The organism is Nonomuraea sp. NPDC005650 (assembly GCF_040605375.1).
In the GTDB taxonomy this organism is placed as follows: domain Bacteria; phylum Actinomycetota; class Actinomycetes; order Streptosporangiales; family Streptosporangiaceae; genus Nonomuraea.
Window position 1 is genome coordinate 507235 of the sequence record NZ_JBEXCR010000002.1, and the last position, 24756, is coordinate 531990.

Sequence of the window (24756 nt, forward strand, 5' to 3'; positions counted from 1 at the left end):
GTAGGGAGGCGGGCGGCGCGGTCCGGCGGGGGCGGGTGTCAGCGGTACTTGTTGAGGGCGGTGGCGACGAGTTTGGCGGCTCGGTCGGCGGTGCCGAAGCCGGGTCGCCGGGCCCTGACGTTGATGGACACCGTGACATTCGACAGCCGGAAGGAGACCTTTGTCTCGTAGACCTGCGACGGCCAGCCGGGCACCGCCCGGGTGTAGCTGAACGCCTCGTCACCGACCTTCGGCCCCGTGCGGACCTTGGTCTTCTCGTTGCGCTTCGGCTCGTCCTTCATGAACTTGACCATCTGATCATGGATCATGTTGGCCGCCGAGGCGCTCGGCAGGCGAGACGCCGTGACGTTCAGAGAGGTCGTGTTCGTCCCGCTCCAGGTGCAGACGGAGTCGATCAGGAACTGGCGCTTCATCGGACCGCCGAACAGCGAGCGCGTCTGGGCGCTGGTCAGCAGATCGCACGCCTCGAAGTCGCGGGAGATGACCGGTGTGGCCTCCGGCGACGAGCTGAACCTCATCGACGGGGAGTAGGTATAGGCGACCCGGGGCGCGAGCATGGCGCCGAGTACGCGGATGACGTTCGGGAACAGGTAGGGCACGACCACCACCCCCGCCGCCACGAGCAGCACCACCGCGAGCAGGGCGCCCACGGCGACCTGGACGCCGCGGCGCCGCGGCGGGCGGCCCGTGCCCGGCATGGTGCGCATCCGTGGCGAGGTCGGGACGTTCGTGGTCTCGCCTCGCGAGATGGCCCTCAGCCAGTCGGCCACCTCGTCCGGGGAGCAGCGACGTACCGGGTCCTTCTCCAGGATCGCGGCCAGCACGGGCGCCAGCGGGCCGGCCAATCGGAACGGGGCGGGCTCCTGCATCAGGACGGCGGCCAGGACCGCGGCCTCGTTCGGGCGGGGGAAGGGCGGGCCGCCCTCCACCGCCGTGAAGAGTGTGGCGCCGAGCGACCACAGGTCGGCGAGGGGGCCGTCGGCCTCGCCACGCAGGCGTTCCGGGGCGATGTAGCCGGGCGAGCCGGTCAGCATCCCCGTCTGTGTGAGCCCCGTGTCCCCGGCGATCGTCGCGATGCCGAAGTCGGTGAGCAGGACCTGTCCGTCGTCGGTGAGCAGGACGTTGGCGGGTTTGACGTCCCGATGCAGGATGCCGGACGCGTGCGCGGCCGCGAGGGCGTCGAGCATCCGCAGGCCGATCTCGGCGACGCGGTGCGGCGGCAGCGGGCCGTCGTCGCGTACGACCCGGTCGAGGGAGCGACCGCGGACCAGCTCCATGATGATCCACGGCCGACCGTCGTCGAGGACCACGTCGTGCACGGTGACGATGGACGGATGGGAACGCAGCGTGGCCGCGGCACGCGCCTCGCGGAGCGTGCGTTCGGTCAGCTCGGCCCGCGACTCCTCGTCGAGATCGGACGGGAGCCTGACCTCCTTGACGGCCACTTCCTGCCGGAGGAGCTCGTCCGTCGCCCGCCAGACGGTGCCCATGCCACCCTGGCCGAGCTGCGCAAGCAGCCGATAGCGGCCTGAGAGGAGCGTCACCGTGCCATTACCGACGTCTCGGACTCCGCGACCATTCGTCGCCTCCTGTCGATATATGGCTTAGCACGGGCATATCAGATAGTAAGCGAACGGATCGCGAGCGTCAGGGAATGTCGATCAAAGGTCATATGACGCCCTTGAACACCTGGCCCAGGCCGCCCTCGAGCTGCTCTTCCTAGCTCCAGTCTCCCCTGCCCCGACCTCCCCCGCTCCGTTCTCCCTGCCCCGACCTCCCCCGCTCCGTTCTCCCTGCCCCGACCTCCCCCGCTCCGTTCTCCCAGCTCCGGCCTCCCAGCTCCGTGTTCTCCCAGCTCCGGTCTCTAGATCCGGTCGGCCCGACGGCGGTCCAGGGTCGCCAGGGGCGGGGAAGCCAGCCGACACCGGCGACCGCCGTTCGCCCAACGGCGGTCTAAGGCGGCCAGGCCGGGGAAGCGGCCAGACACCAGGGGCACCATTCACCCGACGGCGCTCCAAGAGGACCAGGAGCGGGGGAGCAGACGGACGCTGGCGGGCGCCGTTCGCCTGGCGGCGGTCCACGGCGGTCCGTTAGGGGTGCGGGGTTGGGGGAAGCGGTGGGACATCGGCCAGTGCCATTCGCCATCGGGTCGAGATCTTGCTCCAGATGGTCGTTGCCGCCGCCGACATCGCGGGGTGCGCGCTGAATTACCTCGACCTGGCGGCCTTTCTGCCGCCTGGCTCGATGGGCGGCTCCCCCTGGCCGATGTCCCTCGCGCTGTGATGGCTCCCCCGGGTGTGCACACCCCGCATCCGATTCGATGACGATCTGTGGCGGCCGGTGACCTGGCGGTTTACCAGTGGTGGGCGCCGTGGAGCTGGCCGCGGACCGCGCCGTCGGGGAACTCGGCGGTGTGCAGGTTGGCGTACCAGTTCTTCGGGTACTTCTTGATCCCGTTGAGCACGCTGGTGTCCTTGACGCGGACGGAGCCGGTGCTCGTGTTGCCGCGGGTGGTGCCGTTGGACAGCAGGTCGATGACAACGGGGCCGTTCTTGCCGGCCTTGCCCCGGTGAATGTGGAACGCGGTGGGCTTGGCGACCTTCTTCCACTGGACGAAGTAGTAGAGGCGGTCCCCCTTGATGCGGAACTTCGCCGCCGCCAGGCCGTTCCGGTCGTTGACCTTCTTGCCCGCCTCACGCACCTCGTTCTTGCCGAGGAGGACTGCGGAGAAGTAGTACGTCTTGGCCGCGCTGGTCACCTTGGCGGTGGTGAACGTGGCAGGGGCTGCGGCCACGGAGGTTGCGCCGGCCGGTGCCGAGATGACGGTCAGAGCCGCGGTGGCGGCCAGCGCCGCACCGGCCGCCACGCGCCGCCACTCGATACGGCCGTTGTTGATCTGCTTGAGGGTGTTCATCGGGACCTGCCTCCGGTTTGTCTTACGGATCTCTTCGGACACGGCAGGACGTTAGTGAGGATGCATCCGGTTTTCTGTGGACAAATCCGCATAGGTGGCAGGGGTGATCAGCGTCACAGACTCCGGTGAGGGCCGACCAGAACACGGCGGCGATGCGGCGATGGCGATCCCACGCATGGCTCGGACGGGGGCGGGCGGGCGGGCGAGTGTCTGTACGAGCCGGCGAGCGAATGACGGGCACGAGAGGTGGGTGGGCGAGAGGCGGTCGAGAGAGGTGGGCGGGGCGAGAGATGGCGCGAGAGGTGGGCGGGCGAAGGCCGGTCGAGAGGCGGGAGAAGGGGTGACAGCACCGGCTCTACGCGGGTGAAGCGCTGGGCAGGACGTTTCCCGGGTGGGCGGTGAGCGGCACGTTTCCGGGTGAGCGGTGGGTGACGTGTTGCCAGGGTGAGCGGTGGGTGACGTGTTGCCAGGGTGAGCGGTGAGGGATTTGTTTCCAGAGTGGGCGGGGAAGGGCGTGTTACTCGAGTTGGGCACCCGGCCAACGCGCTCCGGGATCGGGCGCCGAGCAATGCATATCCCAGGCGGGGCACCGAGCAGTGCGTTTTCCAGTGGGTGTCGAGCGACGCATGTCCCAGGTGGGGTGCCGATGTTGCCTGGGTCGCTCCTGGTGGGATGGCTGGCAGTTGGTGTGTGGGTTACTGGGTGACGTCGAGTTCCGCGCGCATTCCACCGGCATAATGGCCCGCGAAGTTGCACACCACTTCGTACCGTCCAGGCTTCAGGGTCAGCGTTACCCAACTGCTGAACACGGGTGCGATGCCCCCGCCTTTGCCCTCGCCGCAGTTGTGGGACGCCTCGCCGAGGGAGCCCGCCTCGCTCACGCGGTTGTCGGCTTCTACGGGGCGCTTTCCGATGGCCTGGCCCGCCGCGAGCGGCAGTACGACTACCTCGTGGGCGATTGTGCCGGTGTTGGACGCGCGGAGTGACACGGTGCCTGGTGGGACCTTGGCCGGTTTCACGGTCAGGCGCATGGGTGCTGCGCCCGTCGTATCGAACAGGTTCACGTCCACGATCTTGCCTGGCAGTGGTGGAGGGGTGCACTCTTGCGCGAGCCGCGCCCCAGCCGCCTGTCCTGTGGTCGTCGGCGTGCGGGTCAACGCCGCGAGAGTGCCTGTGCCGGTCAGTGCTGCTGGCGTGCCGGTCAGTGCTGCTGGCGTGCCGGTCAGCGTCGTCAGTGTGCTGGTGAACGCCGTCCGTGCGTCGGTCAGCGCCGTCGGCGTGCCGGTCAACGCCGTGGGTACGCCGGTCAGTGCTGTTGGTGTGCTGGTCAGCCTCGTTGGTGTGCTGGTGAACGTCGTTGGTGTGCTGGTGAAGAGTGTGGCTGTCATCGCGACTGCTGTGGTGCCTGCGAACCAGACGTCGTGAAGCCTCATTGGGCTCACCCCCCGAGTGCGCGTCTGCTCACCCGTCTCCCGCGTACTGGTCGCGAGCGACCGGCGAGCGTCCGTTCCCCTCTTCCAGGTTACGGGCACGGCCCATGGCCCACGAGCCCGTCAGGTGCCGCGGCGCTCACGAAACCCAGAGGGTCGGGGGTGTACGAGTCTCGGGATCCGATCTCGTAATCCTCGTTGGTGCCTCTTTGAGTGAGGGCCGGGTCGGCCTTGGAACGTGGGTTGAACATGTTTCGTCACGGGGGCCTCGGCTGTACATGGAGTTTCTTGTTGCTGCTGAAAGTTTCAGCGAACGCGTGGCTGTCGTCGCAGATGGGCGGGGCGCGCGGGGCGTGATGTTTGAGGTCCCGCTGTTTGGATGCCTACGGTGCTGGAGTCCGCACACGGTGATCCCCGGCAAGGAGTCCGTCATGCGCGCCCGTGTCGTACCGGCCCTGATCCTGACCCTGATCGCCCTCATCGTCAGCGCTCCAGAGGCACGCGCGCAGGTGGTCGGGGGCTTCGACTTCTCCCGGGCGGAGGTCTCCGTCACGGGCCTGCAGGTGCCGTGGGGGCTGGCGTTCCTGCCGGACGGCAGCGCGCTGGTCTCCGAGCGGAACACCGGGCGGATCCTCCAGGTACGGCCCGGCCAGACGCCCACCCAGGTCGCCACCGTCAACGGGGTGAGCGCCTCCGGCGAGAGCGGCCTGCTCGGCATCGCGGCAAGGGACGGCTGGGTGTACGCGTACTTCACCAGCACCGCCGGGGACAACCGCCTGGTCAGGTTCCAGTTGAGCGCCCCTCAGACGCAGACGGTGATCTTCTCCGGCGTTCCGAGCGCCACCATCCACGACGGCGGACGCCTCGCCTTCGGCCCGGACGGCATGCTCTACCTGGGAACCGGCGACGCCAGCAACACCAGCAACGCCCAGAACCTCAACAGCCCCGCAGGCAAGATCCTGCGCATGACACCCACCGGCGGGGTACCTTCGGACAATCCGTTCGCGGGATCCCGCGTCTGGAGCTACGGCCACCGCAACGTGCAGGGCCTGGCCTGGGACTCCCAAGGCAGGATGTACGCCGCCGAATTCGGCCAGAACACCTGGGACGAGATCAACCAGATCGTTGCGGGCGGCAACTACGGCTGGCCCACCTGCGAAGGCAACTGCGGCAACACCTCCTTCCGCAACCCCATCGTCACCTGGACGACCGCCGAGGCGTCGCCGAGCGGGCTCGCGTACGCGAACAACACGCTCTTCGCCGCGACCTTGCGCGGCCAGCGCCTCTGGACGGTGCCGCTGACCGGCAGCGGCACGCCCGGCACGCCGCTGGCCGAGCTCCAGTCGACGTACGGGCGACTCCGCGCGGTCGCGCTCGGACCGGACGGCTGGCTCTGGGTGACGACCAGCAACCGGGACGGCCGCGGCACACCGGTGGCCCAGGACGATCGCATCATCCGCATCCCGCCGGCCACCAGCGGCACCGATACGGCCCCGCCGACCGCCCCCGCCAACCTGGCCGCCTCCGCGACCACCTCCACCGGCACCACGCTGACGTGGACCGCCTCGACCGACAACGTCGGCGTGACCGGCTACGACGTCCTGCGCGCGCCAGGCTCGTCCGGTGGCGCCTTCACGCAGGTGGGGACCGCGACGACCGCCTCGTTCACCGACACCGGGCTGACCGCCGGCGCCGCCTACCGGTACCAGGTCCGCGCCCGCGACGCGGCCGGCAACTTGTCGCCGGTGTCCAACACGGTCGCTGTCACCACCGGCACAGGCGGGAGCACCAGCGGATGCACGGCCACGGCGGCCACCCAGACCCAGTGGAGCACCGGTTACGTGATCCAGCCGGTCACGGTGGCCAACACCGGCACCTCCGCCACCACCGGCTGGACGGTGACGTTCACGCTGCCCAGCGGGCACGCCGTCACCGGCTCCTGGAACGCCACGCTGTCCGTGAGCGGCCAGACCGTCACCGTTCGGAACGCCGGGCACAACGGCACGCTCGCGCCCGGCCAGAGCACCACGTTCGGCTTCCAGGCCAGCCGCCCCGACGGCAACACCCAGACTCCCTCGGGATACCAGTGCACCAGTTCCTGACCTGGTGGCCGGTCGGGCATGGTAGTTGGCGGTGCCGTGGCGTGGGACAACCGGGGTGTGGGGCTGACGGTGCCGTGGCACGTGACGCTCGATGGCGCGGCGGTGCCATGGCGCGTGGCGGCTGGCGGCGCGGCAGTTGAGGGGCCGTGGCGCGGGATGGCTGGCGGCCTGGCGGTGTTGTGGCGTGGGGCGGATGGCCGTGTGCTGGTGCGTTGGGGTTGACCAAAGATGTAAAGGCGTACATCGATCGATGTACGGCTCATTTCGCCCGGTGGGACGACGGCGGTGGGTTGTCGCGCCACCAGGCTTGATGGTGTGACCAGACGTATCGATGCGCTTGACGTGTTGCGTGGCGTGGCCATCATGGGGACGCTCGGCACGAACATCTGGATCTTCACCGCCCCGGGCGGGCCTGCCGAGTTCCTTCAGTTCGGCGGCAGCGCCGGTGTGGTGGAGACGTTCCTGCGGTTCTTGTCCAACGGCAAGTTCCTCGGGCTGCTGACGCTGCTCTTCGGGGTCGGCCTCGAACTGCAGTACCGAAGCGCCGTCCGGCGGGGCCTGCGGTGGCCGGGGAGGTATCTCTGGCGTGCGACGCTGCTGTTCGCGGAGGGGGCGCTGCACTACGTCCTGGTCTTCGAGTTCGACGTGCTGATGGGGTACGCGATCACCTCGATGATCGTGGCGTATCTGGTGGGCAGGAGTCGTCGCGCGGTCACCGCCTGGATGGTCGCGGCGGGAGCGCTGCACGTCACCGTGGTGGCCCTGGTCACGGCGGCTCTGATGGTGGGCCCGGGCGGCGGCGGCACCCTGAGCTACCCCCAGGACAGCTGGCTCGACCAGGTCGCCTTCCGCCTGCGGTACATCCCAGTCTTCCGTGCGGAGCTGGTGTTCATCATCCCCATGGGCATCGTCCTGTTCCTCCTTGGCGCCCGCCTGCTGCGCGCGGGCGTCTTCGAGGAGCACGGCGCGGGTCTGCGGAGAAGGCTGATCGTCGTCGGTCTCGGCGTCGGTGTGCCGCTGAATCTGGCCACCTCGTTCGCGGGCCCCGCCTGGTTCGCCGTCGACCGCTACCTCCTGGCGCCGCTGGTCGCCCTCGGCCTGCTGGGGCTGATCACCTCGATCGTGCTCGGCATGCGGAGTGCGCCGGGCGTGCTCAGGAGGGGGATCACGAACGTCGGGCGGACGGCGCTGTCCTGCTATGTCTTCCAGAACCTGGCGGCGAGCGTCCTCTGTTACGGCTGGGGCCTGGGGCTGGCGGGCCGGCTCGACGGGCTGCGGCCCTGGTGGGTGCCGGTGGCGTGGGCCGGGATCTGCGTGCTGTTCATGGTGCTGTCCTCGCTGTGGCTGCGCCGGTTCAGCCGCGGGCCGCTGGAGCTGGCCTGGCAATGGGCCTATCAGGCGCCGGGCCAGGGCCGGGGGGCAGCGCCTGTGACGGCTGAAGGCAAAGAGGCGCGACTGGTGGCCGAGGGGCGATCTGATGGCCGGGGGTGAGTTGGTGGCCCGGGGGGTGAGCTGGCGGCCGGGGGGCGCTGGCGGGGCCCGGCGGTGGCTTCAGCAGGGGGCGGCTCTGCCAAGGGACGGGGGCGGCTTCGGCTGGGTGGGGAGCACGTACGCTGGTCGCGAGCCCGGCACAGAAAGGCAGTCGGAGGATGCGTTACCGGCGAGCGGTGGAGAGGCTGCGCCAGCTCGCCCAGGCGTGCGAGCAGACAAGGCGCGTGCCGGCGGACGAGCCGTTCCTGCGCGCCGCGTACGTCTTCGGCGACCTGCTCGCGGGCGCCGACCCGATCGATCACCTCGAGATCGTCCTGGTGCTGAACCTCCCACCGGACGAGGTCACCTGGGGCTCCCACCCTCCTGGCACCGCGTGGCTGGTCGACTTCCTCCAGCTGGACAAGGGCGGAGTCGCCTACTGGTGGCGCTCGCACCTCGACCCGGTGGAGAACCATCGCATCCACGACCCGGTGCGGTTCTGGTCGCTGGACGGGCCCGATCGTGATGTGCTCGACGCGCTGGCCGAGCGCCGCTTCGACCGGGTGCACGAGATGGCACCCCGGCCTCAGGAGGGTGCCGCCCCATCCGCCGGGGAACTGCAGGGGGCGCTGGACCATCTGCGTGCCGTACGCGACTCGTACTGGGACAGGCAGTGGCGCCGGCGGCATCGCAGTCTGGGCCGTTACCCCGAGCACCACCTGTGGGAGGCCGTCGAGGGCTACCTGGACCTCCTCGACGCGCACGGGGAAATCCGGTTGCCGCCGAAATCCACGGAGGGCTAGGGTCGCGATCACCATCGCGTGACGGAGGAGTTGCTTTATGCGTGTCGATGAGCTGACCGTCCCGGTTATTCAGCCATCACACGTAAGGACTCACGACCTTGGATCTGTCACGTAGCTTCACCATCCGGGAGAGCAGTCACCGGATCATCAACCCGTTCACCCCTGAGAAGCTGGCCACGCTCGGCGCGGCGATCGGGCTGCGGCCCGGGGCCGCCGTGCTCGACCTGTGCTGCGGCAAGGGTGAGCTGTTGTGCACCTGGTCCCGCGACCACGGGATCACCGGCACCGGCGTCGACATCAGCACCGTCTTCCTCGCCGCCGCCCGCGAGCGGGCCGCCGAGCTCGGCGTCGGCGGGCGGGTGACGTTCACGCACGGGGACGCCGCCACGTACGTGGCCGGCGAGCCGGTCGACGTCGCGGCGTGCGTCGGGGCGACCTGGATCGGCGGCGGCACCGCCGGCACGGTCGCGCTGCTGGAGCGCAGCCTGCGCCCGGGCGGCACGATGCTGATCGGCGAGGTGTTCTGGCGTGCCGAGCCGCCCGGCCAGGAGGCCGTCGAGGCGTGCCACGCGACCTCGCGCGACGACTTCGGGACGTTGCCCGACCTGTTCGAGCTGTTCGACGGGCTCGGGTACGACGTCGTGGAGATGGTGCTCGCCGACGAGGACAGCTGGGACCGGTACGTCGCCGCCCAGTGGCGCAACCTGCGTACCTGGCTGGACGCCAACCCCGACGACGAGCTCGCGCCCGAGCTGCGCGCCGAGCTGTCGCGCGAGCCGCTGCGGTACGTCCGCTTCCAGCGGCGGCTGCTCGGCTGGGGCGTGTTCGCCCTCATGAAGCGCTGAGCTCCGCAGGCTCCGGCCCGGCTCGCGGAAGCGGCCGGGCCGGAGCCCTCCGGGCGGTCAGGTTTGAGAAGGGACGCTCGGAGAAGAGTTCCTCTTGACGAGGGGATCACCTCGTGGGGCTATCGTTGTTTATATGAATAGCTCTTCAGGTGAGCGCGGCTTGTCGGTGGACGGGTGCGCCGTCAGGGTGGCAGGGCTGCTGGTGGCGCTCCTGGACGGGGAGCTGTCGCGGTGACCGGCCAGAGCGAGTCCGGGCAGAGCCAGTCCGGGCAGAGCCAGTCCGGGGTGTCCCATTGATGGGCGCCGGGCACGGACACGGGCACGCGGGTGCCCGGCACCGGTGGCGGCTGGCGGCCTCCTTCGCCCTGATCGGCTCCTTCTTCGTGGTCGAGCTCGCCTACGGCCTGATCTCCGGCTCGCTGGCGCTGATGTCGGACGCCGGGCACATGGCCGCCGACGTCGTCACCCTGGGCGCCGCGCTGGTGGCCACCCGCATCGCCACCCGGCCCGACGCCACGGGAAGACGCAGCTACGGCTCCTACCGGGCCGAGGTGTTCGCGTCCCTGCTGGCCGTGATCGTGATGCTCGGCGTCTCCCTGTACGTGGTCGCCGAGGCCGTCGGCCGCATCGGCAGGCCGGCCGAGGTCTCCTCCGGTCCCATGCTCGTCGTCGGCGCCGTCGGCCTGGTCGTCAACCTCGTCGCCCTGTTGCTGCTGCGTGCCGGGGCCGCCGAGAGCCTCAACGTCAAGGGCGCCTACCTGGAGGTCGTGGCCGACACGGCCGGGTCCATCGGGGTCATCGTGGCCGGGTGGCTCATCATGGCCACCGGTCAGACGTTCTGGGACACCGTCGTCGCCCTCGTCATCGGCGTCTTCGTCGCCGTACGGGCGATCTCGCTCGGCCGTCAGGTCTTCGCGGTGCTCGGCCAGCACGTGCCCGAAGGCATGGACGCCGGAGCGGTCGCGCAGGACCTGGCCGCCATCAACGGCGTACGCGACGTCCACGACCTGCACCTGTGGACCCTCACCTCCGGCATGAACGTCGCCACCGCCCACCTCGTCACCATCGACCAGAACGACAGCCACGCCATCCTGGACCAGGCCCGCGACCTGCTGCTGCGCCGCCACGGCGTGGCCCACGCGACCCTCCAGGTCGAGCCCGCGAACCACACCGGCTGCGACGAGCTCGGCTGGTGATGTCCGCCCATCCCTGAGGGGCGCCTTCAGGGACGGCTCAGGGAACTCCCCGACGCCCCGGCAGGGCCCGGTGAACCACACTTAGGCCTCATGGGCATGAAGAGAGCGGGCATGATCGCAGGGCTGGTGGGGGTCGCCGCGGTGTTAGCCGGGTGCGGCCTCGGTGGCCCTCTCGATGAGGACACGAAGTCCTACGACGTCGGCGACAAGGTGGCCGGCATCAGGGTCCAGGCCGACTCCGGCAATGTCGAGGTGGTGGAGTCCGACCGCCAGGGCATCCACGTGACCGAGCATCTCGTCTGGCGCAAGAACAAGCCGGAGACCAGCCACGAGGTGCAGGGCGACACCCTCGCCCTGACCTACAAGTGCCCCCGCACCTGGGGGCTGGGGAGCGGGGCCGCGTCCTGCGACGTGAACTACAAGGTGGAGATCCCCAAGGGGCTCCGCGTCAAGGTCAGCACCGACTCCGGGGACATGACGCTGGAGGACCTGTCCGGCGAGGTGGACGTCCACAGCGACTCCGGGATGATCGCGGCCACCGGGCTGTCCGGCAAGCGGGTCGTCACGGAGACCGACTCGGGGGACACCGAGCTCGCGTTCACCGCGCAGCCGGACAAGGTCGTGGGCACCTCGGACTCGGGCGGGATCACGGTCCGCGTGCCGCAGGGGCCGTACAAGGTGGTCGCCAAGACCGACTCCGGCGACAAGAAGATCACGGCGGCCACCGACGCCTCGGCGCCGCGCACGATCGAGGTTTCCAGCGACTCCGGCGATCTGGAGGTCGCCACGCCGTAAGGTCGTGCGGCGGATCGAGGACGGCAGGCGCGCCGCCAAGGACCGCAGGCAGCGCGCCCGGTTCCAGCCGGGGCAGGACACCACCAGGATCCTCGTCGATCCGGCCGATGAGTTTCGCCGACGGCGGGAGTCATACCGGTGACGGTGAACGACTGGAGGTTTCCATGACGACCACGCACACCCTCGCCATCCCGGGTGGACGCCTGCGCTACGAGGTCCGCGGCTCCGGCCCGGTGCTGGTGATCACGGGGGCGCCGATGGCCGCGGCGGACTTCGCGCCGCTGGCCGAGGCGATGGCGGGCGACTACACGGTGGTCACCCACGACCCCCGGGGCATCTCGGGCAGCGTGCTCGACGACCCCACGCAGGACTCCACCCCCGAGCTGCGGGCCGACGACCTGGCGCTCCTCCTGGACGCCCTGGGCGCCGAGAGCGCCGACGTGTTCGGCAGCAGCGGCGGCGCGGTGACCGGGCTGGCGCTGGTGGCCCGGCATCCCGGCCGGGTCCGTACGCTCGTCGCGCACGAGCCGCCCTCGCTGGAGCTGCTCCCCGACGCCGCCGACCAGCGCGCCGGGACCGAGGACATCATCGCGACCTACCATCGGGACGGCGTCTGGGCGGCTTTCGCCAAGTTCATGGCCACCGCCGGGTTCGATGAGGGCGACGAGGGCGCCCCCGCCGGGCCTCCCGGGGAGCCGACGGAGCAGATGCTGGCCGACAGCGCCCGCTTCTTCGCCCACGAGCTGCGCGGCACCACCCGCTACGTGCCCGACGTCGCCGCGTTGAAGGCCGCTGCGGCCCGGGTCGTGGTGGGCATCGGCGACGAGTCGGGCGGGCTGGTCACGTACCGGACCTCCGTGGCGCTGGCCGAGCTGCTGGGCACGCCCCCGACGGAGTTCCCCGGCGACCACGGCGGCTTCATCGGGAGGACCGAGGAGTTCGCCGTGGTGCTGCGCAAGGTGCTCACCGGCTGAGCTCGGCGGAAGACACCCGCGGGCCCGGCGTGTTGGGGTGGAGGAAACCCTACGAGGAGGGCCTATGAGCAAGCGGGCGTTGGTGCTGGGCGGCGGCGGGGTCGCCGGGATCGCGTGGATGACGGGCGTGCTGGCGGCGCTCGCCGACGGCGGCGTGGACGTGACAGGGGCCGACCGCGTCGTCGGCACATCGGCCGGCTCGGCGGTCGCCGCCCAGATCACCAGCGGCCTGCCGCTCTCCGCGCTGCTCGAACGGCAGGTCGACCCCGCGCTCCAGACGCTCGAACTGCCCAGCGGGGTGCTGATGGAGGAGCTGTGGGCGAAGCTCCAGAAGATCTACGAGAGCACGCCCGACCCGGTCGAGCAGCGGCGGAGGGTCGGCGCGATGGCGCTGGCCGCCGACACGATCAGCGAGGCCAGGCGGCGCGAGGTCATCGAGGCCCGGCTGCCCGTGCACGAATGGCCGGGGCGCGACCTGGTGATCGTGGCGGTCGAGGCGGTCAGCGGCGAGCCCAGGCTGTTCGAGCCCGGGTCGGGGGTGGAGCTGGTGGACGCGGTGGCGGCCAGCTGCGCGGTGCCCGGTGTGTGGCCGTGCGTGACGATCGACGAGGTCCGCTACATGGACGGCGGCGTGCGTACGAGCACCAACTCCGACTTCGCGGCCGGGTTCGACAAGGTGCTGGTGCTGGCCCCGATGCCCGACCTCGGTGAGCCGTCCTGGGCCGCGCTCGACGGCCGGGTCGAGGTGATCGAGCCGGACGCCGACTCGCTGGCCGCCGTCGGCGCCGACCCCCTCGCCCCGGAGGTGCGCACGCCCAGCGCCCGGGCCGGATACGCCCAGGGCCGCTCCGCGGTCACCCAGGTGGCCGCACATTGGAAGTAATCGGCTCTTGAACCTCCCGCCACGGGAGGTTCTACCGTCAGGTGCGTGAGCGAAGACGCGCGTCGATGGACGATCGGGGAGCTGGCCAAGGCCTCCGGGGTGACCGTCAGGACGCTCTACCACTACGACGAGATCGGCCTCGTCAAGCCCGGTGAGCGGACGGCGTCCGGGCACCGTCGCTACACCGAGGCCGATCTGCGCAGGCTCTACCGGGTGCGCGCGCTGCGCGGCCTCGGGCTGTCCCTGGACGAGATCGCCGCGGTCCTGAGCGGGCCGGAGGACGATCTCGGGACCCTGCGTAACCTGCTCGGAGCGCAGCTCGCCGAGATCGAGATCCAGTCCGCCCGGCTGGGGCAGCTGAAACAGCAGATCAGCGGCCTCATGTGGCTGATGGACAAGTCGGTCATGCCCGATGCCGAGCAGTTCATGGCCGCGCTCGAAATGATCTCGGTCTACGAGACGTACTTCGCCCAGGAGCTCCGCGACCACCTGGCCAAGCGGCGGGTGGAGCTGGGCGACGAGCGGCTGACGGGCCTGCGGGCGGAGTGGATGGGGCTCGTCCGCGAGACCCGGGAGCTCCTCCTGGCGGGCACGCCCGTCGAGGACCCCCGGGTGCAGGAGATCTCCGCGCGCTGGGAGGCCATGTCCGCCGCGCTGCAGCCCGGCGACGAGCAGGTCAAGCAGCAGCTCACCGCCGCCGGCATGGCACTGTGGCGCGACAACAGCGCCGGGCTCAGCGAGGAGATCAGCCGCCAGGTCGACTGGCTGGAGGCGGGCGACCTGCCCGCCGTCATCGACTACCTCCAGCGCGCCAGGAACGCGCGCGAGAGCGGAGAGTGACGCATGCGCTATCCCGACACGCCGGTACGCCCAGAGCACAACGAGGTCGGCGGCCAGGTGTTCGACGACCCCTACCAGTGGCTGGAGGAGGACGGCGCGGACGTCCTGGCCTGGCAGGCGGCCCAGGACGAGCTGGCCAGGTCCTGGATCCACGGCTGGCCGCACCACGGCGCGCTCGCGGCCAGGGTCGGCGAGCTGGTCGAGCAGATGGACGCGCGCAACCTGGTGGTCCCCGTCCGCCATGGGCCCCGGTGGTTCAGCGGCCGGATCCCCGACGGGCGCGAGCTGATGGTCCTGGAGGTGGCCGACACGCCCGCCGGGCCCTGGCGTACCGTGATCGACCTCAACGAGCTGTCCGACGGCACGCCGCTGCGGATGTCCCCCAAGCCGTCGCCGGACGGGCGGCTCCTGGCGTACTCGCTGGACTCGGCGGGCCGCGAGTTGCCCGTGCTCAAGGTGATCGAGATCGACAGCGGGAAGGTGCTGCTCGACGGCGTGCCCCAGCCGCGGCCCGGCCTTGTGGCCTGGCTCCCCGACGGCAGCGGCTTCTTCTACATGGCGAACGAGACGGCCGCCGGGCCGCTGCGCTGGCGGCTGTTCTTCCACCGGCTCGGGACGGAGCCGCCCACCCAGCCGGAGCCGCTGGACATCCCGCACATGTTCGCCATCCCCAAGGTCTCCCGCGACGGCCGCTGGGCGGTGCTCCAGGTCGACCATCTCCGGCCCCGGCCGCACTTCCTGGCCCGGCTGGACGACTCAGGCTGGGAGTGGCGGGAGTTCGTCACCGACGCCGAGCACCTCTACAAGGGCGAGATCGTCGGCGACGCGTACGTGTGCGTCACCACGGCCGGCGCCCCGCGTGGCCGCCTGGTCCGCATCCCCCTCGACAGCCCCGGCGACCAGGACACCTGGACGGAGCTGGTGCCCGGCGGCGACGCGGTGCTGACCGGCGTGACCCCGGTGGGCGACCGGCTGGTGATCGGCGAGCTGGTGGACACGGTCTCCCGCGTCCGGATCCTCGACCCGGACGGCAAGGAGCTCGCCGAGGTCCCCCTGCCGGGCCCCGGCTCGGTCAGCTCGGTGGCGCAGGGAGTGGTCGCGCTCGGCGTGATGGACCAGGTCGTCGGCTGCGAGGACGCCGTCACCTTCGGCTTCACCTCCTACGCGCAGGTGCCCACCGTCTACCACTACGAGCTGGAGACGGGGACCATGACCGCCCTGCAGGGCGGCGGGCACACCATCCCCGGGCTGGTCACCGCCCGCGTGTGGGCCACCTCGAAGGACGGCACGCGCGTCCCCTGCACGCTGGTCCACCGGGCCGACCTGGACCGCGCGGAGCCGCGGCCGACGCTGATCCACGCGTACGGCGGCTTCAACATCGCGGAGCTGGCCTCGTACCTCGGGCCCCTGGCCGCGTTCGTCGAGGCGGGCGGGATCTACGCGCACGCCCACGTGCGCGGCGGCGGCGAGTTCGGCCTGGAGTGGTGGGAGGCCGGCCGGCTGCACGCCAAGCAGAACAGCTTCGACGACCTGTACGCCATCGCCGACCAGCTGATCGCCGACGGGGTCACCGCCCCCTACCGGCTGGCCTTCCAGGGTGCCTCGAACGGCGGGATGCTCGCGGGCGTGGCCGCCACCCAGCGCCCCGACCTGTGGCGGGCGGTCGCCTGCGTCGCTCCGAAGCTGGACCTGATGCGCGTGGTCCACGACCCGGTGGGGGCCGCCGCCACCCTCCCCGAGTACGGCGACCCGGCCGACCCTGCCGACGCGCCCGTGCTCATGGCCTACTCGCCCTACCACAACGTGCGGCCCGGCACGGCGTACCCGGCGATCCTGCTGGACGCGGGCGCCAACGACCCGCGCTGCCCGGCCTGGCACTCCCGCAAGTTCGCCGCCAGGGCGCAGGCCGCCACCACCGCCTCCCACCCGGTGCTCCTGCGCGTCTGGGCGGACGCCGGGCACGGGGGCACGAACTGGAGCACGATCGTCGCGCAGCAGACGGACTGGCTGGCCTTCGTCATGCGTGAGCTGGGCCTACGTCCAGAAGAACGCGGCGGCGGCGTCTAGCGGAGCCGTAGGGTCGTGGAGGCGCCCTCCTTGCCGGCCAGCCCGCCGAAGGTGAACGTCTCCCCCGCCCACGTGACGCTCAGCTCGTCGAGGTCGCGTCGGGGGTCCGACACGGTCAGCGTGCCGGCGCGCACCAGCACCGCGCACGGGGCCGAGGCGGTCAGGCCGCCCGCGGTCCCGGCGTCCCAGAAGTTCGCCGCGGTCAGGCCCAGCGAGGGCACGTGGACGGCCTGCAGGCGGTCGGTGTTGGCGAGCACGCGCACCCAGCCGGGGTCGGCGGCCCGCGCGCGGGTCTCCTCCTGCCCGGCGCCGGGCAGGAGCAGGTAGACGTACCCGGCCGAGCGCGGGTCGACGCCGTGGTCGAGCCAGAGCGTCACGTAGTCGCGGGTCACGCCGCCGCCGGTGCGGCTCTCGCGCAGCGTGCGCAGGGGCGCGCGCACGACGTAGCCGCCGTGCCCTTCGAGGTGGGCCCAGCCCTCCCGCACCGTCAGCGGGGCGCCGGTCCTGCGGTTGTCCACGACCGTCTCGACGGGCACGCCGTCCTCCGAGGTGAGGCCCGCGCCCAGGCACACGATCGCGTCGTCGAGGAAGAACCACGACCTGAACGCCTCCATCGTGCTCTCCAGGCCGTTCAGGTGCTGGCCGACGGTGGCGTACGTGCCGTCCGTGGCCCCGCCCACCCACCGCCCCGGCGGGCGGGTGTCGCCCCAGGCGCCGCCCGCGCCGTCGGGCAGCCTCTTGGTGGAGACGGTCGTCCCGGGCAGCCGGTAGGGGTCCACGGTGGGCCAGAAGTCGTCCGAATACTGGTCGCCGTGGCCCTCGGCCCACCAATAGAGCATCCCCGAGCCGGTGTGCCAGCCGCGCAGGTTCTCGCCGTTGCCGTGCTCGTAGTGGCCGATCCTGGAGGAGGCCATGCTGAGCGCCGCGCACCAGCCCGGCCTGCGGTGCACGGCCCTGGCGCTCATCGGCAGCAGCCGGTGCCCGACCGGCTCCTCCGCCGCCGGCACGGAGGCGTCGGCCATGACCGCGGCCAGCCGGGCGTGGAACGCGGGCTCGGGATGCGACAGCATCGGCCGATGCGTGTCGCGAACGGCCCAGCCCTTGACCATGGCCTGCCAGCGCGCCCGCTCGGCGGCCGGGGCGCCCTCCCCCAGCAGCAGGACCGCGGCGGCGATCTCCCGCCCCCGCTCGTGGTCGCCGAACGGCTTCCTGGCGACTCCCCTGCCGCGGACCAGGTCCATGCAGGCGCCGTCGCGGACGAAGGGGGCGAACGACCTCTCGACCATGTCGAACACGTTCTGGTCGGAGACCTCCCACGGCGTGCCCCGCAGCACCGCGAACAGCGTCGCCAGCCCCGACAGCAGCGTCACCCCGTAGGCCCCCTGGTAGGGCACGTGCGTGTGCTGGATGAACGACCCGTCCCGGTAGAACCCGTCGCCCTCGCCGACGACGCGGAAGACCGGCGTGAGCGCGGACACCGCCAGCGCCGCCTTGCCGTAGTCGGACCCGAGCATCGCCCGCAGCAGCATCACCAGGCACAGGTCCACGCGGTTGGCCGCGGTGCTGTTGCCCCGGTAGGCGCCGAGCCGGCGTTCCGGCACGAAGTGGTCGACCGCGTCCCGCAGCCTCGCGCCCTGCGGCTCGGGCAGCTCGACGAGCACCGCCGCGTCGAGCAGCGCCTTCGGCACGCCGATCTGCCAGTGCCACCAGTTGCCGGTCGCCTCGGCGCCGTCGGCGTACACGTTGCGCCGGTAGTGGTCCACGCCCTCCGCGACCGCCGCCGCCAGCCCCGCGTCGCCGGTCAGGCCGGTGCCCTCCAGCACGTACGCCTGAGCCATGGCCCGCAGCCGCCGCGGAGTGGCCACGAAGGAGGGGAACGCCTGGTCGGGCCAGAGCGAGGCGCGGCCCGGCGCCATGGTGTCGCGGTGGCGGGCCGCCGTCCCGCCCAGCTTCGCCAGCCAGGTCCGGTACGGCTCGGCGGCCGGGTCGTACCCTCCGCCCACCGTGACCTCCAGCCAGCGGCGGCGTAACCGCAGGAAGGAGTCGTCCGGGGTGAGCGCGGGGGCCGCGGGCACCAGCGCGCCCAGCGCCCCGGCCGCGGTCACCCCGCCGAGCTTGAGTAACGAGCGCCTGGTTGGCCGGTGCACGCCTCGATTATCGGCTCAGAGCACGGCCCCGAACCGCTTCACGGTCCTGATGATCGGCGCGGTCTCGATGTGCCCGATCGCGGGCAGCGTGCCCAGGCTCTCGGTCAGATAGCGGTAGAACGCCGCGTCGTCGCGGCACACGACGGTGGCGAACAGGTTGGAGGGGCCCGTGGTCGCGCCCACGAACGCGACCTCCGGATGCTCGGCCATCGCCTGCCCGGTCCTGGCCAGCTCGTACGGCGGGACCGACATCCACAGCTGTGCCTCCACCTGCCTGCCCAGCAGCGTGGGCAGCACGTCGAGGTGGAAGAAGAGCGCCCCCGCCCCGTAGAGCTGCTCCATGCGCCGCCGGACCGTCGACTCCGACCAGCCCGTCACCGCCGCCAGGTCCGCGTAGGGTGCCCGGCCGTCCCGCGCCAGCGCCTCCAGCAGGGCGTCGTCACCGGGGCCCAGCGTGATCGGCTCGTCCCCGCCGTGGCCGGGGAACGCCCGCCCCTCCTCGACGGCCGCCACCTGCTCGGGCGAGAGCGTGAACAGCCCGGCCCAGCCGACCCGCCCGCCCACGAACATGTGCAGCCTCCTGTGCGCCGTGACCGACAGCACGCGGTCCGTCCGCGCCAGCCTGCTCAGCAGCAGCGACTGGCGCTCCTTCGGCGTCCGCTGGATCGTGCTGCAGGAGATCTCGGTGCCGCCGGACAGAAGGTGCACCCAGAACGTGTCGGAGCGCCGTCCCAGCGCCTCGGCGATCGGGACCGCCGCGTCGGACGTGCACTGCAGCCTGATCACCCATGACTCGTAGCCGAGCCGCTGGGCGTCCACCGCGCCGACCACCCGTGCCGTGCCGGCGGCGCGCAGCCGCCGGTAGCGGCGGGCCACCCGCTGGTCGGACACGCCGAGCACCTCGCCGACGCGGCTGAACGAGACCCGCCCGTCCACCTGCAGCGCGTGCAGGAGCCCCCGGTCCAGCTCGTCCAGTGCGATGTTTTCCACCAGCACAGGCTAGCTCGCACGGAAATCCGTCAGATGTGCGGCTTTGACTGGCGATTATCCGCACCCGGGCCCGAACGTATTCGCCATGACCCAGACCCCCGTAGCGACGAGGACCGGCTGGTGGCCGCTGGTGGCCGCGTGCACCGGCGCTTTCATGCTCCTCGTCGACGTGACCATCGTCATGGTCGCGCTCCCCGACATCATCGACGACCTCCACCTGTCCTTCACCGGCACGCAGTGGCTGCTGGACGGCTACGCGCTGACCCTGGCCGCCCTGCTGCTGGCCGCCGGGTCCTTCGCCGACCACGTGGGACAGCGCAGGGTCTATCTGTGGGCGCTGATCGTGTTCGCGCTGGCCTCCCTGGCCTGCGGGCTCGCGCCCAGCGGCGGCGTGCTGCTGGCCGCCCGCGTGGTCCAGGGCGCGGGCGCGGCCGCCATGATGGCCACGACCCTGGCCCTGGTCAGCGCCACCTATCACGGCAGGCAGCGCGGCATCGCGTTCGGCGTGTGGGGCGGCGTCAGCGGGGCCGCCGCGGCCATCGCCCCCGTGCTCGGCGGCCTGCTCACCGAGCACCTGCACTGGCGGGCCATCTTCCTGGTGAACCTGCCCATCAGCCTGGGCGCCGTCTGGCTGACCCTGCGCACGGTCGAGGAGTCGCGCACGCCCGGCAGGGGGCGGCTCGACTGGCCGGGCATGGTGACGTTCACGGTGGCGGCGGGCGCGCTCACGTACGGGCTCATCGAGGTCGGGCAGCACGGCTGGGCCTCGGCCCAGACGCTCGTGCCGCTGGCCGGGGCGGCGGTGGCGTTCGCGGTGTTCGCCGTCATCGAGACCCGCGGCGAGCACCCCATGCTGGACCTCAGGCTCTTCGCGGACCGCTCGTTCAGCGGCATCATGACCGGGGCCACGCTGCTCGTGCCGGCCGCGTTCGCCTGCCTCGCCTTCACCTCGCTCTGGCTGCAGCAGGACCTCCGGCTCGGCCCCATGACGGCGGGGCTGGCGCTGTCGCCGATGGCCTTCGCCTCCCTGGTGACCTCGGTCGCCGCCGCCCGGCTCTTTCCCGGGCTGTCCCCGAGGGCGGCGGTCGGCGGCGGGTTGCTGCTGATCGGCGCGGGCGCGTTCCTCCAGGGCACGCTCGACCCGCACTCGTCGTGGACCGCGCTGGTGCCCGGCCTGATCGTGACGGGGGTGGGCGTGGGGCTGGCCATCCCGTCGCTGAGCTCGGCCGCCATGGCGTACGCGCCGCCGCGGCGGGCGGGCATGGCGGCGGGCACCGTCAACACGGTCAGGCAGCTCGGGTACGCGCTCGGCGTCGCCGTGTTCGGCATCCTGTACCAGGACGGCCTGGCCCCGTACGCCGCGCTCAACGACGTCTACCGGGCGAGCGCCGTCACCGGCCTGGCGGCGGGGCTCCTGGTCCTGGCCACCGTCCGCCCGGCGAAAGCGGCGTGAGCGTCAGAGCAGGCGGCGGATCTCACCGTACGCGCGGTAGAAGCCGCCCCGGCCGGCGGAGCGCACGCCGTCGACGAGGTAGCGGGCCCCGGCCTCCCGGACGTCCTTGGGGAACTGCACGTTCCACGACTCGTAGCCGGCGGTGACCACGCGGACCCGCAGCCGCTCGCCGTCCCTGACGCACTCCACCACCACGCCGTCGCCCGCGTCGGTGGTGGTCTCCAGCGTCACCGACGGCTCTACGACCTGCAGCGACGCGGCCGCCTTGACGTCGAGCGGCTGCGGCACGCTGCCCGCGCGGGCCGCGGCGATGGCCGCCTCGCTCGCGTCGATGCAGGCCAGCGAGCCGTCGGTGGTGACGATGTAGAGGCGGTCGTCCAGGAACTGCATGGAGAACGCGGAGCCGCAGCCGGTGCCGAGCTTCCACAGCCGCTCGCCCGAGGCGTCGAAGCAGTAGACCGACGAATGGTTGTCGCCGGCGAAGACGTGGCGGCCGCCCGGCGAGGTGGCGCAGGAGTAGACGGCGCCGTCGCACTGGTAGGCGGCCTCGATCCGGCCGTCGCCCTTGGCCAGGCGGACCACGCGGCCCACGGAGCCGCGGGCGGTGCCTGCGTAGACGGAGTGCGCCTCCTGCCAGCCGAACAGCACCTGCTCGCCGAGGGCGGTCTGCCAGACGGGCGTGCCGCCCTCGACCTCGTAGCGGGCGACGCCCTTCGAGTGCCCGTGGTAGACCGAGTCCTCGTCGCACCTGACCATCCAGGCCGAGTCGCCGGCGCCGTTGCGCGACCACTGGAACTCGTCCTCGTAGTCGATCGTGGTGACCCCGCCGGCGCGGTCGGAGACGCCGAGCACGCCGTCGTGGATGTCGAGCCAGTAGATGTCCACGTCGGCGGCGATCTCGTACGCGGACCTCGGCACCTTGCCGCTCAGGTCGTACACGCGGCCGTCGTCGCAGCCCGCGTAGATCCAGAAGTCGTCGGCCACGATGCACTTGACGCCGTCCGGGAGCCTGAAGCGGCCGGTCACGGTGCCGGAGTGGGTGACGGTGTAGACGTCGCCGCGCTGGTTGCCGACCCAGCAGCGCTCTCCGTCCACGAAGATGCCGAACGCCGACGCCCCGCTGTCGAAGCGCCACAGGACCGGCGCCTGCTGGGCGGTCGAGGTGCTGCTGGCGATGGCCCGGTGGGTGATGGCCCGGCGCTGGCGCACCCCGCGGACCGCCTGGGCGTACCCCTTGCGGGTCTTCTCGCCGATCTTCTTGGTGGCCGCGGCCTGGGCCTTGGCCGCGGTGGGGAAGTCGGTGACCTTGGTCTGGCCGGCCTCGCCGATGCGTCCGTACGTGATCGTGACGCGGGTGCCGGCCACGGTCACGTCGTAGAACTTGTGCGATCCGCCGCCGTCCTCTGACAACTCCAGATAGGTCATGTCCGCACTTCTCCTGATTTGCCGGGCCTGATCACTTGCCCCGGAGAGTAGAGGACGGCGGCGACAAACCGCAGGGACTTACTTGTCGTACTCGTAGGCCCCGGCGTCGACCGCGCCGTCGCTGCCGTCGATCGCCCGGCCGGTCACGTCGTTGTCGCTGAACTTGGTGATCCCGAGATCGATGGCCGGGCTCCCGGCACGCAGGCTCAGCGGGTTCTCGGTGTTCGTGAGGTCGAACTTCGGGTCGGCCGTGACGTTGTCGTGGCCGCCCATCTGGTGCTGCGCGGCGCCGAAGAACACGTTGTGGTGGCTGTCGGTGACGTTCGGGCCGTAGGCGGTCTTCTTCACGACCTGGATGACGTTCTGCGACATCGACAGGTGGGCGTTGGTGCAGCCCGCGTCGCAGACGACGCCCTGGGAGTCGGCCTGGGTCAGGTAGACGGAGTTGTTGCGGAACACGGTGCTCAGCACGGGCCCGTTCGGGTCGGGGTCCTCGCCGGGCTCCTGCGGGCCGCGGGTCACCAGGGCCGCGCCGGTCTTGGGGCCGGTGATCACGTTGTACTCGAAGACGTTGCCCGAGGTGCCGTCGGGGTCCGCGGGGTCGCCGTTCTCGTCGACGTCCTTGCTGGTGCCCAGCTCGGTGAAGGTCTCGTTGTCCACCGCGATGTTGTGGTGGATGCGGTTGTTGGAGCCGAGGAAGATCTCCACGGCCGCGCCGTCCAGCCCGTAGTCATAGCTGCTCGCGATCGAGCCGCGGATGTCGTTCCAGCCGATGTCGGTGTAGTCGCCCTGGACGAGCATCGCGAACGCGCCCGAGTCGTCGTTGCCCGGCTCCTCGGTGTTCTTGCTCATGAAGTTGTTGTCGACGAACTCGTTCGCCGTCACCGCGTTGTACTGCGCCTTCGGCGCGATGTAGACCCCGGCCGCGGCGCCCGTGATGTAGTTGCGCTCGACGACGTTGTGGTTGCCCGTCACCTTGACCCCGGCCCACTCACAGCGGCCGTCGTCCCGGGGCACGCCCACCTGCAGGTTGTAGACCTCGATATACGAGCCCTCCAGGCTCACGCACGCCTCGTTGTCCCCGGAGATGATCGGTTTGGCGGTGCTCGTGCCATATGTGTCCACGACGATCGGGGCCTGCGCGGTGCCCTTCTCGGTGATGGCGAGCTGCTGCCCCTTCCACGTGCTGCCGCGCTTCAGCAGCAGCTTGGCGCCGGCGGGCAGGTTCGCCGCCGTCGCCTTGGTGAGGGTCTTCCACGCGGTGGCCTCCGTGGTGCCTAAGGCGGAGTCGTTTCCGCTGACGGAGTCCACGTAGTAGACGGCGGCGGCCGCCGATGCGGTGCCCGTTGCCACGGTCGTGGCGAGCGTGGTGGCGACGAGCGCGAGTGCCGCCGTCGACGCGCCGGTCCGCAAGTTCCAGCCTGACATTCAGCCTCCAGAACTGCCGGGGCTTCGTCACGCAACGAAGATCATCCCCAGCTTGCGGCTGACACATTAACCGGATTTTGTCGGAAAGTCCCGATTTTTCCTGACTTAAATCTGTATGTTCACGTTCCTGCACGGAGCGGCACCACGTTGCCGGCCGCGCCGCTCCGCGGCAGCGCGAACCAGGTGGCCTTGCCGACGAGCTCGGGGTGGGTGACGTAGCGCTGGGGATGGCAGCCGTAGAAGCCGTCGGAGAGCCTGGCGATGATCCCCAGCCCGCGCCCGTGCTCGGCCCGCTCGTCCGGCTGGGCGGGCTCCGGCAGCAGCGGACTGCTGTCCAGGACCACGCACATGATCTCTCTCGCGTCGATGTGCAGGGCCAGTTCGTACGGGGCGTCACCGTACATCAAGGCATTGGTGATCAATTCGCTCACCATGAGGACGGCGTCGTCAATGAGGTCCGGACAAAGGGAGAGTTCCGACAATTCATCGCGGATGACCGCCCGCGCATGACCGACCGTCCGAACGTCCTCGCGCAGCGGCCAGACGTACTGCATCCGGCTCCGACGAGCTGATCGCAGCGTGGCCATGGCATCTCTTTCCTGTGTTTGCCGGGCTTCCGGGACAGAGGGGCAGCGAATGCGCGTTTCACTCAACAAGAGGACCTGCCTATGGGTTGACGTACACGGCCGTCGAAACCTGTACGCACGGGGAGGCCTTTTGGGTCGAATCTTCGGTGAGAAATCGCAATTCTTTTTAGCCGCCCGCCCGAAACGACGGGTATGGGCTCTGCCATGAGCACTGACGAGAACACGCCCGAGATCGACACCCAGCCCCCCGCCGCCGCCCCCCGAGCGGGCCGGCGGGGCGAGCCGCCGCCGAAACCCAAGCCCGCCGGGATGAAGGCGCTGGAGCAGGCGCTGTCGAGGGCGGGCATGGAGTTGAAGGACATCCTGGTGACCCGGCCATGACGACCGGCGCCTGAGGATCTTGTTCG

Annotated in this window: 22 protein-coding genes; 14 read left to right on the plus strand and 8 right to left on the minus strand. The window is 71.0% G+C overall.

The genetic code is table 11. From position 1 onward, the window contains the following. Positions 1 to 38: 38 nt before the first annotated feature. The 3 genes from ABZS69_RS05160 to ABZS69_RS05170 all read right to left on the minus strand — a co-directional run bounded on the left by ABZS69_RS05160 (position 39) and on the right by ABZS69_RS05170 (position 3978). Positions 39 to 1544, minus strand: coding sequence for a serine/threonine-protein kinase (locus tag ABZS69_RS05160; RefSeq protein ID WP_355366704.1), 1506 nt, complete (start codon positions 1542 to 1544; stop codon positions 39 to 41). Positions 1545 to 2353: 809 nt separating this feature from the next. Next, positions 2354 to 2914, minus strand: coding sequence for a CHRD domain-containing protein (locus ABZS69_RS05165; RefSeq protein ID WP_355366706.1), 561 nt, complete (start codon positions 2912 to 2914; stop codon positions 2354 to 2356). 695 nt (positions 2915 to 3609) lie between these two features. Further along, positions 3610 to 3978: a hypothetical protein gene (locus tag ABZS69_RS05170; RefSeq protein WP_355366708.1), complete on the minus strand. Its 369-nt coding sequence runs from the start codon at positions 3976 to 3978 to the stop codon at positions 3610 to 3612. An 82-nt stretch (positions 3979 to 4060) separates the two neighbouring features. Between ABZS69_RS05170 and ABZS69_RS05175 the strand changes: the two genes are divergently transcribed. From ABZS69_RS05175 to ABZS69_RS05230, 12 genes are all read left to right on the plus strand, one after another. Continuing rightward, on the plus strand, positions 4061 to 4339 hold the full coding sequence (locus ABZS69_RS05175; protein ID WP_355366710.1) for a hypothetical protein: 279 nt from the start codon (positions 4061 to 4063) through the stop codon (positions 4337 to 4339). A 436-nt stretch (positions 4340 to 4775) separates the two neighbouring features. Continuing rightward, positions 4776 to 6446: a PQQ-dependent sugar dehydrogenase gene (locus ABZS69_RS05180; protein WP_355366713.1), complete on the plus strand. Its 1671-nt coding sequence runs from the start codon at positions 4776 to 4778 to the stop codon at positions 6444 to 6446. Positions 6447 to 6761: 315 nt separating this feature from the next. Next, positions 6762 to 7937: a DUF418 domain-containing protein gene (locus ABZS69_RS05185; RefSeq protein WP_355366716.1), complete on the plus strand. Its 1176-nt coding sequence runs from the start codon at positions 6762 to 6764 to the stop codon at positions 7935 to 7937. A gap of 158 nt (positions 7938 to 8095) precedes the next feature. Continuing rightward, on the plus strand, positions 8096 to 8719 hold the full coding sequence (locus ABZS69_RS05190; protein ID WP_355366719.1) for a hypothetical protein: 624 nt from the start codon (positions 8096 to 8098) through the stop codon (positions 8717 to 8719). A gap of 98 nt (positions 8720 to 8817) precedes the next feature. After that, entirely contained in the window at positions 8818 to 9564 is a 747-nt protein-coding gene (locus ABZS69_RS05195; RefSeq protein WP_355366722.1) for a class I SAM-dependent methyltransferase, read from the plus strand. 296 nt (positions 9565 to 9860) lie between these two features. Next, a complete protein-coding gene (locus ABZS69_RS05200) occupies positions 9861 to 10760 on the plus strand; it encodes a cation diffusion facilitator family transporter (protein ID WP_355366725.1) in 900 nt (299 codons plus the stop codon). A 90-nt stretch (positions 10761 to 10850) separates the two neighbouring features. After that, positions 10851 to 11555 carry a DUF4097 family beta strand repeat-containing protein gene (locus tag ABZS69_RS05205; protein WP_355366728.1) on the plus strand — a complete coding sequence of 235 codons (705 nt, stop codon included), beginning with the start codon at positions 10851 to 10853 and terminating at the stop codon, positions 11553 to 11555. Between the two features lie 4 nt (positions 11556 to 11559). Continuing rightward, positions 11560 to 11697 (plus strand): hypothetical protein, encoded by a 138-nt coding sequence (locus ABZS69_RS05210; protein WP_355366731.1) that lies wholly within the window; start codon positions 11560 to 11562, stop codon positions 11695 to 11697. A gap of 22 nt (positions 11698 to 11719) precedes the next feature. Continuing rightward, the gene (locus tag ABZS69_RS05215) at positions 11720 to 12529 is read left to right on the plus strand and encodes an alpha/beta hydrolase (protein WP_355366734.1); all 810 of its coding nucleotides are present in this window, start codon (positions 11720 to 11722) and stop codon (positions 12527 to 12529) included. A gap of 64 nt (positions 12530 to 12593) precedes the next feature. Beyond that, positions 12594 to 13412 (plus strand): patatin-like phospholipase family protein, encoded by an 819-nt coding sequence (locus ABZS69_RS05220; RefSeq protein WP_355366737.1) that lies wholly within the window; start codon positions 12594 to 12596, stop codon positions 13410 to 13412. A gap of 45 nt (positions 13413 to 13457) precedes the next feature. Continuing rightward, complete coding sequence (locus ABZS69_RS05225; protein WP_355366740.1) at positions 13458 to 14252, plus strand: MerR family transcriptional regulator; 795 nt, start codon at positions 13458 to 13460, stop codon at positions 14250 to 14252. A gap of 3 nt (positions 14253 to 14255) precedes the next feature. After that, positions 14256 to 16319 (plus strand): prolyl oligopeptidase family serine peptidase, encoded by a 2064-nt coding sequence (locus ABZS69_RS05230; protein WP_355366743.1) that lies wholly within the window; start codon positions 14256 to 14258, stop codon positions 16317 to 16319. Here ABZS69_RS05230 and ABZS69_RS05235 read toward each other — a convergent pair. Together ABZS69_RS05235 and ABZS69_RS05240 are read right to left on the minus strand one after the other, a co-directional pair. Continuing rightward, on the minus strand, positions 16316 to 18466 hold the full coding sequence (locus ABZS69_RS05235) for a polysaccharide lyase 8 family protein (protein ID WP_355366746.1): 2151 nt from the start codon (positions 18464 to 18466) through the stop codon (positions 16316 to 16318). The two genes, ABZS69_RS05230 and ABZS69_RS05235, sit on opposite strands and share 4 nt — an antisense overlap. 15 nt (positions 18467 to 18481) lie before the next feature. Continuing rightward, positions 18482 to 19456 carry an AsnC family transcriptional regulator gene (locus ABZS69_RS05240; RefSeq protein ID WP_355366749.1) on the minus strand — a complete coding sequence of 325 codons (975 nt, stop codon included), beginning with the start codon at positions 19454 to 19456 and terminating at the stop codon, positions 18482 to 18484. A gap of 85 nt (positions 19457 to 19541) precedes the next feature. Between ABZS69_RS05240 and ABZS69_RS05245 the strand changes: the two genes are divergently transcribed. After that, on the plus strand, positions 19542 to 20909 hold the full coding sequence (locus ABZS69_RS05245) for an MFS transporter (RefSeq protein WP_355366752.1): 1368 nt from the start codon (positions 19542 to 19544) through the stop codon (positions 20907 to 20909). Between the two features lie 3 nt (positions 20910 to 20912). Here ABZS69_RS05245 and ABZS69_RS05250 read toward each other — a convergent pair whose 3' ends face one another. The 3 genes from ABZS69_RS05250 to ABZS69_RS05260 all read right to left on the minus strand — a co-directional run bounded on the left by ABZS69_RS05250 (position 20913) and on the right by ABZS69_RS05260 (position 24349). Next, complete coding sequence (locus ABZS69_RS05250; RefSeq protein ID WP_355366755.1) at positions 20913 to 22334, minus strand: WGR domain-containing protein; 1422 nt, start codon at positions 22332 to 22334, stop codon at positions 20913 to 20915. A gap of 78 nt (positions 22335 to 22412) precedes the next feature. Then, positions 22413 to 23762: a choice-of-anchor Q domain-containing protein gene (locus ABZS69_RS05255; protein WP_355366758.1), complete on the minus strand. Its 1350-nt coding sequence runs from the start codon at positions 23760 to 23762 to the stop codon at positions 22413 to 22415. Positions 23763 to 23881: 119 nt separating this feature from the next. After that, a complete protein-coding gene (locus ABZS69_RS05260; RefSeq protein WP_355366760.1) occupies positions 23882 to 24349 on the minus strand; it encodes an ATP-binding protein in 468 nt (155 codons plus the stop codon). Between the two features lie 204 nt (positions 24350 to 24553). On the opposite strand from ABZS69_RS05260, the gene ABZS69_RS05265 reads away from it, so the two are divergent. After that, positions 24554 to 24730: a hypothetical protein gene (locus tag ABZS69_RS05265; RefSeq protein ID WP_355366763.1), complete on the plus strand. Its 177-nt coding sequence runs from the start codon at positions 24554 to 24556 to the stop codon at positions 24728 to 24730. Positions 24731 to 24756 lie beyond the last annotated feature (26 nt).

Bases quoted from the DNA above. Each gene is read 5' to 3' on its own strand.
- ABZS69_RS05165 (WP_355366706.1), bottom strand. From the start codon at position 2,914: ATGAACACCCTCAAGCAGATCAACAACGGCCGTATCGAGTGGCGGCGC.
- ABZS69_RS05180 (WP_355366713.1), top strand. From the start codon at position 4,776: ATGCGCGCCCGTGTCGTACCGGCCCTGATCCTGACCCTGATCGCCCTC.
- ABZS69_RS05190 (WP_355366719.1), top strand. From the start codon at position 8,096: ATGCGTTACCGGCGAGCGGTGGAGAGGCTGCGCCAGCTCGCCCAGGCG.
- ABZS69_RS05200 (WP_355366725.1), top strand. From the start codon at position 9,861: ATGGGCGCCGGGCACGGACACGGGCACGCGGGTGCCCGGCACCGGTGG.
- ABZS69_RS05205 (WP_355366728.1), top strand. From the start codon at position 10,851: ATGGGCATGAAGAGAGCGGGCATGATCGCAGGGCTGGTGGGGGTCGCC.
- ABZS69_RS05215 (WP_355366734.1), top strand. From the start codon at position 11,720: ATGACGACCACGCACACCCTCGCCATCCCGGGTGGACGCCTGCGCTAC.
- ABZS69_RS05220 (WP_355366737.1), top strand. From the start codon at position 12,594: ATGAGCAAGCGGGCGTTGGTGCTGGGCGGCGGCGGGGTCGCCGGGATC.
- ABZS69_RS05230 (WP_355366743.1), top strand. From the start codon at position 14,256: ATGCGCTATCCCGACACGCCGGTACGCCCAGAGCACAACGAGGTCGGC.
- ABZS69_RS05245 (WP_355366752.1), top strand. From the start codon at position 19,542: ATGACCCAGACCCCCGTAGCGACGAGGACCGGCTGGTGGCCGCTGGTG.
- ABZS69_RS05250 (WP_355366755.1), bottom strand. From the start codon at position 22,334: ATGACCTATCTGGAGTTGTCAGAGGACGGCGGCGGATCGCACAAGTTC.
- ABZS69_RS05255 (WP_355366758.1), bottom strand. From the start codon at position 23,762: ATGTCAGGCTGGAACTTGCGGACCGGCGCGTCGACGGCGGCACTCGCG.
- ABZS69_RS05260 (WP_355366760.1), bottom strand. From the start codon at position 24,349: ATGGCCACGCTGCGATCAGCTCGTCGGAGCCGGATGCAGTACGTCTGG.
- ABZS69_RS05265 (WP_355366763.1), top strand. From the start codon at position 24,554: ATGAGCACTGACGAGAACACGCCCGAGATCGACACCCAGCCCCCCGCC.